This window comes from Chloroflexus sp. MS-G (assembly GCF_000735195.1).
Taxonomy (GTDB): domain Bacteria; phylum Chloroflexota; class Chloroflexia; order Chloroflexales; family Chloroflexaceae; genus Chloroflexus.
Genome location: NZ_JPIM01000094.1, coordinates 1 through 17,547, shown reverse-complemented (window position 1 = coordinate 17,547; position 17,547 = coordinate 1). Strand labels below are relative to the sequence as shown.

Genomic DNA, 17,547 nt, shown 5'->3' with positions numbered 1-17,547 from the left:
GTCGGGCACGGCGGGGACGAGTAGCATCAACAAGACAAACAGGGGGGATAGCGCACGGTTGGCACAGAAAACAGTGCACCTCCGCACGTGCCACAGACGAGTTGGGAATCGCTTTCTTGCTCGCAATCTTCATTTCCTCTCCTCATTGTACCTCTACCAAGTCTGGTGAGAATGTTGAGAGGCCCTGATAGAAAGGAAACCGACATTGCTTTGCCCAACATTTGGGTTCTCCTGCATCGAATTGATAGGTAACCCTGACGTAAACATTCGCTACTTTCTGCATTCACCATGCCGGATTAATTGCACAATTTTTTGCGACGTGTTGCACTAGAAATTTCCATAGTTCGTGCCGATTGACACAATCTTGAAGACAGGTATAATTCCCTATGACACCTCTGCTTGCGTCGGTGGATTCTGCGATGACTCGCTGCGAGGCAATATATGCTTGAACCGTATGTTCCGGTACTCATTCTATTTCTCATTGCTGTCTTCATTGCCGTCTTCGTCATCACGTTATCGGCGCTGCTCGGACCCCGACGGAGCACGCCGCGGAAACTGGCACCTTACGAGTCGGGTATGGACCCGGTTGGACCGGCCATTCGGCGTATTCCGGTGAAGTTCTATGTCGTGGCGATGCTCTTCATCGTCTTCGACATTGAAGTCGTCTTCTTCTACCCCTTTGCCCTTGTCTTCCGCCAGCTCGGCCCAGCCGGTCTTGTCATCATGGGAGTCTTTTTCGTCGTGCTTCTCGTCGGCTTTATTTATGAATGGAAGAAAGGGGCGTTGCGATGGGAATAGAAGAAAAAGCCGGGAATCTCGGCATTGTCACCACAACGCTCGAGACGGTTGTGAACTGGGGGCGAACGAATGCGATGTGGCCCCTGCTATTTGGTTTGGCATGCTGCGCTATCGAGATGATGGGGGCACAGGCGAGCAATTACGACCTTTCACGGTTTGGGATGGAGTTAAACCGGGCCTCACCCCGCCAGGCCGATCTGATGATTGTTGCTGGACGGGTCTCGCGGAAGATGGCACCAGTGGTACGTCGCCTGTACGATCAGATGCCCGAACCAAAATGGGTCATCGCGATGGGTGACTGTGCCGCCTGTGGCGGTATTTTCAATAACTATGCGATCGTTCAGGGAGTCGACGAGGTTGTGCCGGTTGATGTCTACGTTGCCGGTTGTCCGCCCCGCCCTGAAGCACTGATCGATGGGATCATGATGTTGCATCAGAAAGTGATGCGCGAGAAGATTAGTGGGCGGAAGGAATCGCCGATCCGTATCGATCAGCCCCTGGTGCAGGTGAAGTGATATGGATAATCAGACGGTACTTACTGCATTACGCGAGAAATTTGCCGGTGAGATTCTGGCTGTGAATGAGTTTCGCGGCGACCTGAGCCTGACACTCACGCCACAAGGATATGTGGCGGTAGCCCGCTTTTTGCGTGATGATCCAGCGTTTGCCTATACGTTCCTCGAAAATCTCTGTGGCGTCGATTACCTTGGGCGCACACCTCGTTTCGAGGTTGTCGCGCATCTGACCAGTATGCGCCATCGCCATCGGGTGTGTCTTAAAGTTGGGTGTGATGAGCCAGAACCGACAGTGCCGTCACTCACGCCACTCTTCCCAACGGCGAATTATCAGGAGCGGGAGGCATTCGATCTGTTAGGCATCCGGTTTGAAGGCCATCCTTCGCTCACCCGCATTTTACTGCCTGATGATTGGGTTGGTCATCCGCTGCGTAAGGATCATCCGCTTGGCGATGAAGAGGTTGCGTTTACGTTCAATCAAGATCGCATCTACGCTCATAAGCCATTTGTAAAGGAGTAGGTGCATGACCGAATCGATCACTGTTCCGACGCCACAACAGATTATCGAGCCGGCGGTCGCAGGTCGCACCGAGACGATGGTGCTCAATATGGGACCGCATCACCCCAGTACTCACGGTGTGTTGCGGTTGGTGCTTGAACTTGATGGTGAAGTGGTCGTTAATGTCGCACCTGATGTCGGGTACCTGCACACCGGAATTGAAAAGACGATGGAGAGCAAGACGTACCAGAAGGCGGTGGTCCTCACCGACCGGATGGATTATCTGGCGCCGCTCTCCAATAATCTTTGCTATGCGCTGGCAGTTGAAAAATTGCTCGATGTTGAAATTCCCGAACGTGCCCAGATTGCGCGAGTGTTGCTCGTCGAGTTGCAGCGGATCGCGTCACACCTAGTCTGGCTCGGTACGCACGCGCTTGATCTGGCGGCAATGAGCGTTTTTCTGTATGCGTTCCGCGAGCGTGAGCAGATTCTCGACATCTTTGAGCTGGTTTCCGGTGCACGGATGATGACCAGCTATTTCCGGATCGGTGGTCTAGCCTACGATCTACCGTCCGATTTTATTCCGACGGTGGAGCAGTTCCTCGCCATTATGCCATCTCGGATCGACGAGTACGAAGATTTGCTGACGACGAATCCGCTATGGCTAGAGCGGACGGTCGGGGTAGGGGTGATTGATGCCCAATCGGCGATTGCCCTCGGCCTGACCGGCGCAAATTTGCGGGCAACCGGTGTTGCATATGATGTACGCAAGGCGATGCCTTACAGCGGTTATGAAACCTATTCGTTTGAGATCCCTGTAGGCAAGAATGGCGATATTTATGACCGCTATCGGGTACGAATCGCCGAGATGCGCCAAAGTGTGAAGATCATCCAGCAAGCGACTGAGCGTTTGCGTGAGTTGGGGCCGGGGCCGGTTGTCACACCGAATCGCAAGGTAGCTCCGCCGCCAAAGCGTGAGATCACCGAGAGTATGGAAGCCCTTATTCACCATTTTAAGCTGTGGACTGAAGGTTTCAAACCACCACGTGGTGATGCTTACGTCAGTATCGAGTCGCCACGCGGTATTCTTGGTTGCTACGTGGTGAGTGATGGTAGTCCAAAGCCGTGGCGCGTCCATTTCCGTGCCCCATCGTTCATTAATCTGCAAAGTCTGGCCCATATGGCAAAGGGGCGGATGGTTGCCGACCTGGTTGCGTTAATTGCCAGTCTCGATCCGGTGTTGGGTGAAGTGGATCGATAACCGAATCATGCACGGTATATGCTGTAACCTGCTGGCACTGCGTAAGCAGTGCGTACCAGGATAAAGAAGAGCTGCGGAGGGGATTTGTGACTCTGCTCGACATACATCAAGCTGAGATTGAGACCATTCTTGCTCGTTACGCCAGTAAGCGTAGTGCGGTGTTACCCCTATTGTACCTGGCTCAGGACACGTATGGTTATCTGACCGATGAGGCGATTCGTGAGGTGGCGACGATTCTCGATTTGCCACCAACCGATGTCTTCGAGGTCGTAGGATTTTATACGCTCTTTTACAATCGTCCGGTAGGTACCTGGGTATTACAAGTTTGCGACGACGTACCGTGCTGTTTTTGTGGAGCCGAGGAGTTGATCGCTGCCTTAAAACATTCGCTCGGTATCAACGAGGAAGAAACGACACCCGATGGGATGTTTACTCTGCAACGGGTGAAGTGTCTGGCGGCATGTGATCGGGCACCGGTCTTGCAGGCTAACCTCGATTATGTGTACGATGTCACACCCGATCGCGTCGACACCTTGCTCAACAACCTGCGTGAGCGTGCTGCCGAAGCACGGAAGCGCGGCGTGAGTGGCCGCTTCGCCGAAGATTATGAGTTCACCCGTGATGGCCGTTTGGTTCAGATTGAACGGTTTTCACCCTATCGGCCACGTGAGTTCGCTGGCGAAGCGTCACCACCGCCGGTAACACCACCCCCGGCGGTGGCGCCAGAGGCCGATTCGGGGATTGATCGCCCAGAAACGCGCAAGGCTTCGCCGTTGTGATGTTATTCTGAGCAGTTCGCTATTCAGTGCGCTAGAAAGTTGATTTCGATGGGGCTGACTGAACATATCGTGATGCGGGAACTCGATATTCCCGACATTTCCGATTTTGCTGTTTACCGTCGCCATGGTGGTTGGGAAGCGTATCGCTACGCCTTAACTGAGAAAACTCCGGCTGATATTGTACAGATGGTGAAAGACTCGGGACTGCGCGGTCGGGGCGGCGCTGGCTTCCCAACCGGGGTAAAGTGGGGCTTTCTCCCTAAAGGTGTCTATCCGCGCTATCTGCTCTGCAATTGTGACGAGTCTGAGCCAGGAACGTTCAATAATCATCAAATTATCGACAAAAATCCCCATCAGCTCATTGAAGGAGTGGCACTATCGGCTTACGCGATTGAAGCGAATGTCGCGTACATCTATATGCGTGGCGAGTTTGCCGCTGCCGCACGCACTCTTGAGCGAGCGATTGCCCAGGCCTATGAAGCCGGTTTTCTCGGCAAGAACATTTTGGGCACCGGCTTTGATCTCGATATTTATGTTCATCGCGGCGCTGGCGCCTATATCTGCGGTGAAGAGACTGCCCTGATGGAGTCGCTGGAGGGGAAAATCGGTCAACCACGCCTCAAGCCACCCTTCCCGGCAGTTGCCGGTCTGTATGGCAAACCAACGATTATCAATAACGTCGAAACGCTGGCAAACGTTCCTCGCATCGTCGAGAAGGGAGTGGCCTGGTACCGCTCACACGGAACCGAGAAGAGTCCTGGTACAAAGTGTTTTTCTCTCAGTGGTCACGTGAATCGTCCTGGCAACTATGAACTACCGTTCGGCGTGCCACTCCGCGAGTTGATCGAGTCGCCCGAATACGGTGGCGGTATGAAGGGTGGTCGTCCGGTCAAGATTATCATTCCCGGTGGTGCCTCTGCGCCATGGCTCACTGCCGACCATCTGGATATTCCGCTCGACTACGAGAGTCTGGCCGCTGCCGGTTCGATGCTCGGTTCAGGAGGCGTTATTGTGCTGAACGATACCGTATCAGCCCCCTATGTCGCGTACAAGATGGACGAATTTTTCAAACACGAGAGTTGCGGGAAGTGTACACCTTGCCGTGAAGGGACGCACTGGCTGGTGCGCACTTTACACCGGATGGTTGAAGAAGGGCACGCGACCGCTGCTGACATCGACACGCTGCATAGCATCTACCGCCAGATGGCCGGAAATTGCTTCTGCTTGCTCGGCGAAAGCGCCGTTATGCCAATCAAGAGTGCGTTGCAGCTCTTCCCGCACGAGTTTGAAGCGCTGGTAAAGCGCAGCAGTAGCCGGAATGGGCATCAGATTCCGCTTATCGTTCGGCACTAAACGGATTGACCATTAGCACATCGTGGGCTGCGATGTGCTTTAGCATAAGGTAACGTGCAATGTCAGATGTAACGCTTACCATCGATGGAGTGCAGGTAACTGTGCCTGCCGGTACCAATATTGTTGATGCTGCCCGCCAGGCAGGGATCGCAATCCCGGTCTTTTGTTACCATCCACGACTTAAACCGGTTGGGATGTGTCGGATGTGTTTAGTGCAGGTTGGCACGCCGAAAGTTGATCCGGCAACTCGTCAACCGGTACTTGACGCCAATGGTCAGCCGGTGATTGCCATGATGCCGAAGTTGCAAACCGCCTGTACGACACCGGTTAGTCCGGGGATGGTAGTGAAGACTACCACCGAAGAGGTGCGGTTTGCGCAACGGGGTATTCTTGAGTTCCTGCTCACATCACACCCGCTCGATTGTCCGGTATGTGACAAAGGCGGTGAGTGTCCGTTGCAGAATCTGACCATGGGCTGGGGTCCGGCGGTTTCACGCTTTGACTACAACGATAAGGTGCATTTCGAGAAGCCGGTAAAGCTAGGCGATCTCATCTACCTTGACCGCGAGCGCTGTATTCTCTGTGGTCGTTGTGTACGTTTCCAGGATGAAATCGCCGATGATCCGGTGCTTGGGTTCGACAACCGTGGTCGCAACTGGATGATTATCTCAAAGTCGGATCCGCCTTTCAACAGCAAGTTTTCCGGTAACACGACCGATATTTGTCCAGTTGGTGCGCTAACCAGCAGCGATTTTCGGTTTAAGGCACGGGTCTGGGAGTTGCAGAGTAAGCCGGTGGTCTGTACCCTTTGTCCAGTTGGCTGCAACTTGACGCTCGATATGCGTCATGACCGTCTGATGCGGGTGATGCCACGCGAAAATGCAGCGGTCAACGACATCTGGATTTGCGATAAGGGACGCTACGGCCATCGCTTTATCGAAGCACCTGATCGGCTGACAACACCGCTGGTACGGCGCAATGGGAAGCTTGTTCCGGTAAGTTGGGATGAAGCCCTCGAAGTCGTTGCCGATCAGTTGACCCTCATTCGCGCACGTCATGGCGGACAGGCGCTGGCCGGTTTGGCCGGCCCACAGCTCAGCAACGAAGACCTCTACCTGTTCCAGAAGTTATTGCGCGAACTGGGGAGCGAGAATATCGATACCGGTATCGGCGGACCGGCAGCCCTGCCACCCGATGAGATTGGTGGCTGGCTGGCGCCTGGCCCTAACACTGATCTAAGCAAACTGGGATCAGGAACCGTCGTGTTGGTAATTGGTGCCGATCCTGAAGAAGAAGCGCCACTTTATATGCTGCGGTTGCGTGGCATTGCCCAACGGGGAGGCAAGCTGGTTGTTGCCGGCTTGCGGCCAACGAAACTTGAGCGCTCGGCAACGCAGGTTGTGCGCTACCGCCCTGAAGGTGAACTGGCTTTCGTTCAGGGACTATTGAAGGCCGCGCTTGAACATAGTTCCCGGACAGCCACCCTCGAGCGATTGGCAGGCTGGAAAGAACTCCGTGCGGCGCTAGAACGAGTTTCTCTGAACAATCTGGCCACTGCTTGCGGTTTGACGGTTGACGGGTTAAACCAACTGGCAAAAGATTTTCTGACTGCCAGTCAAAGCCTAATTGTCTATGGCTGGGAAGCACGTAGTGCAGGGCCGGCCCTAACCGAAGCGCTGGCTGCACTGATGTTGCTCAGTGGACGCACCGGTACGGCAAATAACGGTATCATTGCCCTGTTACCCGGAGGCAACAGTCGCGGCGCGATTGAAATGGGAGTGCGACCTGATGCCGGGCCGGGGTATACACCGCGCAAGCAGCGTGGCCTGGATGCCAACGGTATCTGGGATGCGGCGAGAGAGGGAAAGGTACGGGCTATCTGGTTGGCCGGTGTCGATCCGGCAGCAAAACTTCCGGTGGCGCGGGCGGCACTCGAAGCGGCTGAATTTGTGATCGTACAAGACCTCTTCCTGACGGCCAGTGCGGAATATGCCGATGTTGTCTTGCCGACAGCCAGTGTTGCCGAGCGCGAAGGAACCTACACCAACGCCGAGCGACGGGTGCAGCGGTCGCGACAGGCCTGCGCTCCGGTTGGTGAGTCACGGCCAGACTGGCAGATCGTTGCCGCAGTTGCCCAGGCTCTGGCGATGGTGCCAATTGGCGGTGGGCGAAATGGGCCGATCCCGGTAACTACCGAGGCCTGGTCGTATATGGTAGCCGCCGATGTAGGAAATGAGATCGCAGCCCAAGTGCCAGGCTATGCCGGAATAACGTATGCAGCGTTGGCCGCAACCGGTACCGGCGGAAGCTGGGGACGGCAGTTCGATGATGCCATTTATTACGATGGCACCAGCTACACCAATACCGAAGGTGTCGGTCTGGTCTTACCGGCTTTGGCAAGCAAAGGAACGGTAAACCTCACCTTTACCGGCAAAGTCACTCGTTTCGCTGATGAGCGACCAATGCTGCTTCTCGAACAGGTGTTAGCCTACGACGGTGACCGCCATCTGCGCGGTTCTAAGCTACAAAGCCTGATACCACGTGGATACGCGGCAATCAGCGCTGACGACGCAGCAAAGCTGAACATTCATAGTGGTGATCGGGTGCGGTTGATCTCAGCAGCCGGTGAAATGGTCATCCCTGCTCGGGTGCTAGCCGATGTTCCAAATGGTATCATTCTGCTACCTGCCGGCCTGGCTGATGTTATGGCCGCTGAGATCGAGACCGGACCGCGTACACGGGTGAACCTGGCGAAAGTCGTAACGGAGTAGCTGCAAGCGCTGATCTATGGGCTGGATGTGCATTCGGATCAGCACTGAGGGACATACGTATGGATTGGCTGACCATCCTGATCATCGTGATCCAATGTTTTGTTATTACGCTAGCGGTGACAACCGCCTTCGCGTATCTAACCCTGTTTGAACGACGGATTCTGGCACGGCTCCAAAATCGGGTCGGACCGAATCGGGCCGGGCCGGCAGGGTTGCTTCAACCAGCCGCCGATGCGGTCAAACTCTTCTTCAAAGAAGATATTGTACCGGCAATGGCCGATAAACCGGTGTATCTCCTCGCTCCGGCAGTAGCGGTTATTCCAGCGCTCATCATTTGGGCGGTTATTCCGTTTGGCTGTCTTAACCTGAACTGGGATTATCAGGCCTGTTATGATCCGGCGCGCACCAACCTCTGGAACATTCTGCAAATTACCGATCTGAACATCGGTGTGCTCTATGTACTGGCCGTAACCAGCATCGGCGTCTATGGGATCACCCTGGCCGGTTGGGCCTCGAACAACAAATACTCAATGCTCGGCGGCATCCGTTCCTCGGCACAGCTCATCTCTTACGAACTGGCGTTAGGTTGTGCTGTGCTCAGTGTGGTGATGACGTATGGCACCCTTTCAACGCATGAGATTGTCACCCAACAGCAGGGAGGGTTGTGGGGAATTATTCCGCAACTGCTAGGTTTTGTCCTCTACATGATCGCTGCCACTGCCGAGGTCGTGCGTGCGCCTTTCGATCTGGTTGAAGCTGAGCAAGAGCTGACGGGTGGTTATAACACCGAATACGGTTCAATGAAATTTGCCCTCTTCTTCATGGCCGAGTACATCAAACTGATAGCCGTCTCGGCATTGGCGGTAACCTTCTTCTTCGGGGGCTGGCATTTTCCAGGTCTCGACATTCTCGGGCGTGAGGTAACGGCGCTGGCAGGGCCGGTAGCGGGAAGCATTGTCTTTGGGATTGTCTCGCTTGGCGCCTTTTTGCTAAAGGTGGTCGTGTTTCTCTTCATCTCGGTATGGGTACGTGCATCCTGGCCACGATTGCGGTACGACCGCCTGATGGATTTGGGCTGGAAATGGTTGTTACCGGTCGGTTTGCTCAACCTGGTCTATACAACGGTGGTTATCATCTTGATTCCTGATCGGGTCGTACATTCGTGGGTGCTGTTCGGTTTAGGGGCGATCACCATCGCCATCGCCATCGGCTTCAACCGCACGCCCAAACCGATTGATAATGTAACCCTGGTGAAGGACATCCAACTACCGAACTGAGCCGCTACACACGTGATTCGATTTGTGGGTGAAAACGAACGTCGTGCGGCAAGCGAAGCATTCGACCCGCTGAAAGGGATAGCTCATGATCAGAGAACTGGTTAAGGGGTTAGGAACAACACTGCGTTACATGTTTAAGCGACCGGTCACCGTACAGTATCCAGAGGTGAAACGACCGGTACGTGAACGTTTTCGTGGTCGTCACGAACTAAAACGGTTCGCTAATGGACAGGAACGCTGCATCGGCTGCGCTCTCTGCGCTGCTGCCTGCCCGGCAGATGCAATTCTGGTGATTCCAGCCGAGAACGATCCGGCCAACCCACGCTCACCGGGCGAACGGTACGCAGCGGTTTATGAAATTAATATGCTGCGCTGCATCTTCTGTGGTTATTGCGAAGATGCCTGTCCGACGAACGCCATTGTGCTCGAGCATCAGTACGAGTTGAGCTTCTATGATCGTCGGGCAGCCATCTATACCAAAGAGATGCTGTTAGTGCCACCGGATAAAGGCCATGGTGAACCACCGCCAATTTTACAGCAGCTCAATCGGCAACCAAGCCCACCGGCCAAGATTGATCTATAGACGACTGACACGGCATAGTTGGAGATCATCTGAGATACGCTGGTAAGCGGAGCACAGAGTATGGAACTTATCTTATTTCTTATTACCGCACTGATTGCGATTGTAGGTGCCGTAGCAATGCTGGTCTCACGGAACGCAGTGCATAGTGCGCTCTTTTTGCTGCTGAACTTTGCTGCGATTGCGGTGCTCTTTTTGTTGCTACAGGCTCCTTTTCTGTTTACAATTCAGCTTACCGTCTATGCCGGCGCGATCATGGTGCTGTTTCTCTTCGTAGTCATGCTCTTGGGTGCGGAAAAGGTAGAAGACACGCCAGATCGGATTGCCTGGCAACAACCACTGGCGTTGCTGCTGGGATTAGCATTGTTGGTCGTGTCGGTCGTAGTCGGCCTGGGTGGGGCGACGAATCCGCCACCGGAGAGTGAGGCGCTGATTCAATTCAGTGATCCGCGGACATTAGGGGCATTGCTCTTTACCGACTACCTCCTGCCATTTGAGGTGACCGGCTTTATTTTGCTGATCGCGGTCATTGGGGTAGTAGTACTGAATCAGCGCGGGAGGAAAATCTAATGGTGCCCACCTCGTATTATGTATTGCTCAGCGCCATCTTGTTTACCATTGGGGTGTTGGGGGTATTACTGCGGCGAAACGCAATTGTGATCTTCATGGCGGTTGAGTTGATGCTCAATGCCGCAAACCTGGCGCTCGTCGCCTTTGCCCGCGAACGTCTAGGCGTCGAGGCCCAGGTCATCGTCTTCTTTGTCATTACGGTGGCGGCTGCCGAAGTAGCAGTCGGTCTGGCACTGCTGGTTGCCATCTTCCGTACCAAGCGTACCGCCGATGTAGACGAAGTCAGTACATTGAAGGGCTAGCCAACCATGGAACTGTTGATCTGGCTTATTCCGCTGTTGCCATTCATTGGCTTTCTGTTAAATGTGTTTGTGATTCGCCGCGAACGAACAGCCGGATTGGTGGCGAGTGGGATGGTAGCCGCCGCATTCGTGGTGACACTTATCGCGGTAGGGGTGTTAGCCAGTATGCCACCGGAAGAGCGGCGGATCGTCAGCACTGCCTGGGAATGGATCAACACCGGCAGTTTTCAGGTACCGTTTGCGATTATGTTTGATCCGCTGACAGCAGTCATGGCACTGCTGATTACCGGTGTTGGTGCACTTATTCACGTCTACTCGATTGGCTACATGCATGGTGACCCGCGGGTGGTGCGTTATTTCGCCTACCTCAATCTGTTCGTCACCATGATGCTCTTCCTGGTGATGGCAAACAACCTCCTGCTGCTCTTCCTGGGATGGGAAGGGGTTGGTCTCTGCTCGTTCCTTTTGATCGGTTTCTGGTTCGAGCGCAAGACAGCCGGTGAAGCGGCAGTGAAAGCATTTGTGGTCAATCGCATCGGTGATGCTGCATTTATACTGGCAATGCTGGCGATTTTTACCTACTTTGGAACACTCAATTTCTACAGCGAGGGTGAAGGTGGCGCACTCGGCTTTCTTGAGCGGGTAGGCGATATTGCTGGCTTGCGCGTCGGTCCCAACTGGCAACCGATCTTTGTGAGCACAGCGATCTCGTTTTTGCTGCTGATCGGCGCCACCGGCAAGAGTGCACAATTTCCGCTCTTCGTCTGGTTACCTGATGCAATGGCCGGTCCAACCCCAGTATCGGCACTGATTCACGCGGCAACGATGGTGACCGGCGGTGTTTATTTAATGGCGCGCACCGAACCACTGTTCGTCGCCTCGTTCACGACGCAGGGATGGGTGACATGGATCGGTGCATTAACTGCCCTGATGGCCGGAACGGCGGCGATGGCCCAATGGGACATCAAGCGGGTGCTGGCATATAGTACTGTTTCGCAGTTAGGCTTTATGGTGGCAGCCTGTGGGATGGGGGCGTATGTGGCAGCGATCTTCCACTTGCTGACCCACGGTATTTTCAAGGCATTACTCTTCCTGGCTGCTGGTTCGGTTATTCACGGCACACACGACACCCAGGACATGCGGCGAATGGGTGGATTGAAAGACGCAATGCCGGTAACGTTCCGCACGTATCTGATCGGTGCGTTAGCACTGGCCGGTATCTTCCCGCTGGCCGGTTTCTGGAGCAAAGATGAGATTTTGGCGCACGCGGTTGGGCACGGCCATACACCAATTTTCATTATTCTTTTCATCACCTCACTGTTCACTGCCTTTTATATGGGTCGCCAGGTAGCATTGATCTTCTTTGGCACGCAACGCGATCCCAGTTACCATCCGCATGAAAGTCCGCAGGTGATGACCGTTCCGCTGATTGTGTTAGCCGTCGGAGCTATCATTGGTGGTGCGATCAATCTCCCAGTTCTGCACTGGCTGACCGATTGGCTGGAGCCGGTTTTGCACGAGCAGGCCGGCGAATTCAACCTCTGGCTGGCCCTGATCGCGACCATCGGGGCAGTAGGAATGGGATATTTGGGCTGGTGGATTTACACCACTAACGCCGCCAAAATTAAGATCGGCGGCAAAGACCCAATCTATCGCTACAGCGGTGACATCTGGGAAGGCATGGCAGAGGCCTGGTACCTTGATCGTCTCTATCAGCGCACGGTTGTTGCTGGCTTTGAGCGCTTATCAGATTTCCTGGCCCGCGTGTTCGATCCACAGGGTGTTGACGGTCTGGTGATGGGAGTTGGTCGGTTCTTTGGCGGTTTGGCCAACAGTCTGCGTGCAGTACAAACCGGTTACGTTCGCACGTATGCGCTCGTTTTCACGGTTGGCGTATTGCTTGTGATCGGGTTTATGCTCTGGATTGCTCGCTAACAGAAATATTGTACGATCGCATCCACGATTGATGCCGTACCTGTCGGTAACTACTGTCTACACTGAACCGGAGTGCAGAAAACGGTTGGTCGTGAACTGCTGATGAGGCATATCAACCTCGTTGTAAGAGGAGCATCATCCTAACCAGGATAGCTAATCGTAGACAGACTCTTGCAGCAGAATTGATGTGACCTCAACGAGGGAGCGTTATGAATCAGTTAGGCTTTCCACTCCTCTCGCTCATTCTCTGGCTGCCGACAGTCGGAGCGCTGGTGCTCTTGTTCGTACCGCAGACGAATCCTGAGCTGGCCCGCCGGGTGTCGCTGACAACGATGGTGATCGGTTTTGTTCTCTCCCTGATCCTGCCACTGCGTTTCGAGACGAATCCCTTTCAGGTAGCAGTCGTTGGTGCGCCACCAGCAATGCAATTCGTCGAAGAACTCCCCTGGCTGCCGATCGTGGGTGCAACCTATAGCCTGGGCATTGATGGCATCAGCCTCTGGCTGGTGATGCTGACTACCTTTCTCGGCCCGATTGTGGTGCTCTCAACCTGGGATTCGGTACACAAAGATGTACGCAACTTCCAGATTCTACTCCTCATCTTACAGACAGCGATGATTGGGGTCTTTATCGCCCAAGACCTGCTGTTGTTTTACCTCTTCTGGGAATTTACGCTTATTCCGATGACATTTCTGATTGGTATTTGGGGGAGCCAAAACCGAATCTATGCGGCACGTAAATTTTTCCTCTACACGTTTTCCGGATCGGTGCTCATGCTCCTGGCCCTGATTGCGCTGCATATCCTGCACCGCGATGCGATAACTGCTTTTGAACCCGACTTTCGCGGAACGTTCAGCTTTGGCCGGTTTGTCAGTGATCTGCGGGCCGGACGGTTTACGCTCGACACCATAACCGAGCGCCTGCTGTTTGGTGCTTTCTTTCTAGCCTTTGCCGTGAAAGTTCCGCTCTGGCCGTTTCACACCTGGTTGCCCGATGCACACGTTGAGGCACCAACTGCCGGTTCAGTTGTTCTGGCCGGTGTTTTGCTCAAGCTGGGTGGGTATGGTCTTATTCGCTATAATCTTACCCTTTTTCCGGCAGCAGCACAATGGGCAGCACCGGCATTAGCGATTTTAGCGGTGATCGGCATCATATACGGCGCAGCCGTTGCCTTTGCCCAGTCAGACATGAAAAAGCTGGTGGCATACTCGTCGGTCAGCCATATGGGTTTTGTGGTACTGGGCATCTTTGCCCTTAACGCAGAAGGGATCAGCGGGGCAATCTTACAAATGGTCAACCACGGACTCAGTACCAGCGCGCTCTTCCTGATGGTAGGGGTACTGTACGAGCGACGCCACACCCGTGAACTGGCCGAGTTTGGCGGGTTGTGGAAGGTGATGCCGATCTATGCCGCATTCAGTTTACTGGTAGCCCTCTCCTCAGCCGGCTTACCGGGGCTTAATGGGTTCGTGGGTGAATTTACCATCATTACAGGCGCCTTCCGCTCGCCGATCTTAGGGTGGGTCTACGTTGTCTTTGCGGTCGGTGGGGTTGTGTTAGCAGCAGCGTATCTGCTCAAACTGTTCCGCTCTATTTTTATGGGTGAGGTTTCGCATCCGGCGAACGCTCATCTTCCCGATCTGAATCGACGTGAGTTAACCGCTTTTGCCTTATTGAGTATCCCAATTGTGGGGATTGGTATCTATCCGGCGCTGTTCTTTGCCGGGATGCAGTACAGCGTGACGGTGCTGGTTGCTGACTTGATGGCACAAGTAGCCGGGCGGTAATCATCAGTAAATCATTATGTTTTTTGCCCAGGCGAGGAGGAAGAACGAATGGACGCATTGACGATCCCGCCGGTGGATCTGGGATTGATAGCGCCCCTTTTGGTCGTAGTAACGTGGGCGACCGGCCTATTATTGGTTGACACATTCTTTATCCCGGTTGGGCGCAAGAAGCTCACCGGCTATTTGGCGATTGCCGGTCTGGTGGTGGCCGGTCTGGTCGGGCTACCACTCTGGGGGGTGAGCGGAAGCACGTTTGGCGGTATGGTACGTCTCGATCCCTTTGCCCTAACGCTCACTTGGGTCTTTTTGCTGATCGGTATCTTAAGCATCACAATGTCGCTCGACTATCTACCGCGCCAAGATATAGAGCAGGGCGAGTATTACCCACTTATTATGTTTGCGGTCAGCGGGATGATCCTGTTAGCGCAGGGCGCCGATCTAATCGTTCTCTTCCTGGGAATTGAGACACTCTCGATCACGCTCTACATTCTGACCGGTTTTGCCTATCCGCGCCTGACCTCAGAAGAAGCAGCGATGAAGTATCTGGTGTTGGGTGCGTTCGCGGCTGGCTTCTTCGTGTACGGTATTGCGTTGATCTTTGGTGCAACCGGCTCGACCCGGCTGAGTGAAATCGGTGCTTACGCCGCCGACCGTGATTTAGGTGACACGAACCTGACCCTCTTGCTGGGTGGGGCAGCGATGGTTTTGATCGCCTTCTCATTCAAGGCTGCGCTGGCGCCATTTCACATGTGGATACCCGATGTCTATCAGGGTTCGCCAACCCCGGTAGCGGCCTTCATGAGTGTGGGCACGAAAGGTGGAGCACTGGCAGCACTGGTTCGCCTGTTGTTCGAGGCATTACCGACATTAAACGCATACTGGTTGCCGGTACTGGCCGGTCTGACCGCATTGACTATGGTGGTCGGCAATCTGGGAGCCATTGCCCAAATGGATGTCAAGCGCATGTTGGCCTACTCCAGCATCGGCCATGCTGGTTATGTTATGCTGGGCGTCATGGTTGCCGGTGAACAGCGCGGTCCAGAAGCGTTCATTTTTTACATCCTGGTTTATGCCCTAAGCAATCTGGGTGCATTCGCGGTATTGATTGCGCTGGAGCATCAGGGTGAAGAGGCATGGCAACTCGACGATTTCGCCGGTCTGTATCAGCGTCAGCCGTTGCTGGCTGTAGCAATGGCGATCTTTATGTTCTCGCTGGCTGGAGTACCGCCGACTGCTGGATTTATGGCGAAGTTCTATGCACTGACCGCAGCCTGGGAGGGAGGATTACCCTGGCTAGCGCTGGTCGGTGTCCTAACGAGCGCAATTGCAGCTTTCTTCTACCTACGGGTTATCATTCGGATGTTCATGACCGAGCCAGAGGGAGAACCTGCGCCTGAACTTAATCGTGGTCTCACAATCGATATTGTCGTAGCAGCAGCAGGCACGATCATCATTGGCTTGATCCCGGCTCCGATCTTTGCGCTAGTCGAACGTTCAGCGGTCGCACTAGGGGGCTGATGCGATACTGAAGTGAAGGTTCGTGTACAACAAACAGGGGCAGGTTTTAGTAACCTGCCCCTATCATCTAGCGTGAGCATTACTCTTTGCCCAGCAAAAAATGAATTGTATCGATCAAAACCTTCTCCTCAACCGGTTCAGGAACAATCGCAATCGTCCAATCACTAGCGTAAGGAACCGATTGTAACTCGTTCATCGGCAACCCACTGACGATCACGATCGGAATATTCGCCGTCGTTTCATTCGCACGAAGCTGTTCAATAACCTGCTCTTCGGGCGAGGCTAATGCCGGCATCACCACGATAAACAACGCCGGCAGCGCTGCCGGCAGCGCATCGGGGGTACAAGTGGTCACGCGGAAGTCTTGTGCTGCTACTATCGCAGCGAGCCGATCGGCGGTCGTGCTATCGGTTGATACGATTGCAACCTCTCCCATTCTATCCTCCGCATCGCAGTGCGCATACGCTTTCATTGTAGCACACTGTTGAGGGAAGTGCTACTCTTCACCGCTCCCCGGCACAACCACATTAAACCCGGCATCGACGTAATGAATCTCGCCGGTAACGCCTGCCGCCAGCGGCGAACAGAGGTAGAGGGCAGCGTTGCCAACATCCTCAATCGTGACATGACGGCGGAGGGGGGCATATTCGGCAAATTGTTTGTGCAGGCTGCGGAAATTGGCGATACCGCTGGCAGCCAGAGTACGGATAGGGCCAGCGCTGATGGCATTGACTCGAATGCCACGCGGGCCAAGGCCAGCAGCCAGATAGCGGACGCTGGCCTCAAGCGCGGCTTTGGCGACACCCATCACATTGTAGCTGCCAATGACCTGACGAGAGCCATGGTAGGTTAACGTTAACACACTGGCGTTAGGAGCGAACATTGGTTCAGCCGCTTTCACCAGAGCGATCAGCGAGTAGGCACTGATTTCGAGGGCGATGCGGAATCCTTCACGGGTAGTGTTGAGAATGGTGCCGCTTAATTCCTCTTTGTTGGCGAAAGCAATGGCATGAACGAGAAAATCGATCTGACCAAAGGTTTCACGGGCACGCTCCATTAAAGCAGCGATCTCTTCATCGTGTGCGACATCACACGGCACGATGAGTGGTGAGTTCAGGCTTTCGGCAAGTGGTCGTACCCGTCGTTCGAGTGCCTCACCCAAGTAGGTGAAGCCGATAGTAGCGCCCTCGCGATGCAGGGCCTGCGCAATGCCCCACGCAATCGAGCGATCATTGGCTACACCAAGGATCAGGCCTTTCTTTCCTTCCATCAGGCCCATACTGTTTCCTCCATCAAGTTGTAAGCAAGCGTTGATGTGCTTCACTAGCGCGCTATCTTACCATACTTTGGCAGGCGATAGCGTGAGTAGAGCGCTGTATCTTTGTCCCACTGGCTTACCCGGTACGCCATTGGGAACAGGTTGCTGCTGAGTAGGATAAAAACGTTGAACCACACTTCACGGCTGGTCACTGCGTTTCACTCTTGAGGTAGGGTGGTCAGGAACATACTACACGGTGTTTCATCAGGTTCTACCTACTTACATTACTGTGTCGTCGAATGTTCGTGCTTATAGTCGGTGGTGTGTTGAGCGAGAGATAGCCT

The 17,547-nt window shown here is 54.2% G+C and carries 16 protein-coding genes; 14 read left to right on the top strand and 2 right to left on the bottom strand.

Annotated elements, in window-relative coordinates; genetic code table 11:
- The first annotated feature begins 441 nt into the window (after window positions 1-441).
- The 14 genes from JE47_RS0115310 (at window position 442) to JE47_RS0115245 (ending at window position 15,945) form a co-directional block, all read left to right on the top strand.
- Window positions 442-798 (top strand): NADH-quinone oxidoreductase subunit A, encoded by a 357-nt coding sequence (locus JE47_RS0115310; RefSeq protein WP_031460594.1) that lies wholly within the window; start codon window positions 442-444, stop codon window positions 796-798.
- On the top strand, window positions 789-1,313 hold the full coding sequence (locus tag JE47_RS0115305; RefSeq protein WP_031460593.1) for an NADH-quinone oxidoreductase subunit B: 525 nt from the start codon (window positions 789-791) through the stop codon (window positions 1,311-1,313). The genes JE47_RS0115310 and JE47_RS0115305 overlap by 10 nt, the downstream gene beginning before the upstream one ends.
- Window position 1,314: 1 nt before the next feature.
- Entirely contained in the window at window positions 1,315-1,833 is a 519-nt protein-coding gene (locus tag JE47_RS0115300; RefSeq protein WP_031460592.1) for an NADH-quinone oxidoreductase subunit C, read from the top strand.
- 4 nt (window positions 1,834-1,837) lie between these two features.
- Window positions 1,838-3,073, top strand: coding sequence for an NADH dehydrogenase (quinone) subunit D (gene nuoD / locus JE47_RS0115295; protein WP_031460591.1), 1,236 nt, complete (start codon window positions 1,838-1,840; stop codon window positions 3,071-3,073).
- An 86-nt stretch (window positions 3,074-3,159) separates the two neighbouring features.
- Window positions 3,160-3,852, top strand: a complete 693-nt coding sequence (locus JE47_RS0115290) for a complex I 24 kDa subunit family protein (RefSeq protein WP_031460590.1) — start codon at window positions 3,160-3,162, stop codon at window positions 3,850-3,852.
- A 48-nt stretch (window positions 3,853-3,900) separates the two neighbouring features.
- Window positions 3,901-5,205, top strand: coding sequence for an NADH-quinone oxidoreductase subunit NuoF (nuoF, locus tag JE47_RS0115285; protein ID WP_031460589.1), 1,305 nt, complete (start codon window positions 3,901-3,903; stop codon window positions 5,203-5,205).
- A 59-nt stretch (window positions 5,206-5,264) separates the two neighbouring features.
- Window positions 5,265-7,976 carry an NADH-quinone oxidoreductase subunit NuoG gene (nuoG, locus tag JE47_RS0115280; protein WP_031460588.1) on the top strand — a complete coding sequence of 904 codons (2,712 nt, stop codon included), beginning with the start codon at window positions 5,265-5,267 and terminating at the stop codon, window positions 7,974-7,976.
- A 59-nt stretch (window positions 7,977-8,035) separates the two neighbouring features.
- Complete coding sequence (gene nuoH, locus JE47_RS0115275; protein ID WP_031460587.1) at window positions 8,036-9,253, top strand: NADH-quinone oxidoreductase subunit NuoH; 1,218 nt, start codon at window positions 8,036-8,038, stop codon at window positions 9,251-9,253.
- Between the two features lie 85 nt (window positions 9,254-9,338).
- On the top strand, window positions 9,339-9,836 hold the full coding sequence (nuoI, locus tag JE47_RS0115270) for an NADH-quinone oxidoreductase subunit NuoI (RefSeq protein WP_028459466.1): 498 nt from the start codon (window positions 9,339-9,341) through the stop codon (window positions 9,834-9,836).
- A 60-nt stretch (window positions 9,837-9,896) separates the two neighbouring features.
- On the top strand, window positions 9,897-10,403 hold the full coding sequence (locus JE47_RS0115265) for an NADH-quinone oxidoreductase subunit J family protein (RefSeq protein ID WP_031460586.1): 507 nt from the start codon (window positions 9,897-9,899) through the stop codon (window positions 10,401-10,403).
- The gene (gene nuoK / locus JE47_RS0115260; protein ID WP_031460585.1) at window positions 10,403-10,705 is read left to right on the top strand and encodes an NADH-quinone oxidoreductase subunit NuoK; all 303 of its coding nucleotides are present in this window, start codon (window positions 10,403-10,405) and stop codon (window positions 10,703-10,705) included. Before JE47_RS0115265 ends, nuoK begins: the two co-directional genes overlap by 1 nt.
- 6 nt (window positions 10,706-10,711) lie before the next feature.
- Window positions 10,712-12,640 (top strand): NADH-quinone oxidoreductase subunit L, encoded by a 1,929-nt coding sequence (gene nuoL / locus JE47_RS0115255; protein ID WP_031460584.1) that lies wholly within the window; start codon window positions 10,712-10,714, stop codon window positions 12,638-12,640.
- 209 nt (window positions 12,641-12,849) lie between these two features.
- Window positions 12,850-14,427, top strand: a complete 1,578-nt coding sequence (locus tag JE47_RS0115250; RefSeq protein WP_031460583.1) for a complex I subunit 4 family protein — start codon at window positions 12,850-12,852, stop codon at window positions 14,425-14,427.
- 48 nt (window positions 14,428-14,475) lie between these two features.
- Entirely contained in the window at window positions 14,476-15,945 is a 1,470-nt protein-coding gene (locus JE47_RS0115245; RefSeq protein ID WP_031460582.1) for an NADH-quinone oxidoreductase subunit N, read from the top strand.
- A gap of 79 nt (window positions 15,946-16,024) precedes the next feature.
- On the opposite strand, the gene JE47_RS0115240 is transcribed toward JE47_RS0115245, so the two are convergent.
- Together JE47_RS0115240 and JE47_RS0115235 are read right to left on the bottom strand one after the other, a co-directional pair.
- Entirely contained in the window at window positions 16,025-16,381 is a 357-nt protein-coding gene (locus JE47_RS0115240) for a hypothetical protein (protein WP_031460581.1), read from the bottom strand.
- Between the two features lie 60 nt (window positions 16,382-16,441).
- Entirely contained in the window at window positions 16,442-17,224 is a 783-nt protein-coding gene (locus JE47_RS0115235; RefSeq protein WP_031460580.1) for an enoyl-ACP reductase FabI, read from the bottom strand.
- Window positions 17,225-17,547 lie beyond the last annotated feature (323 nt).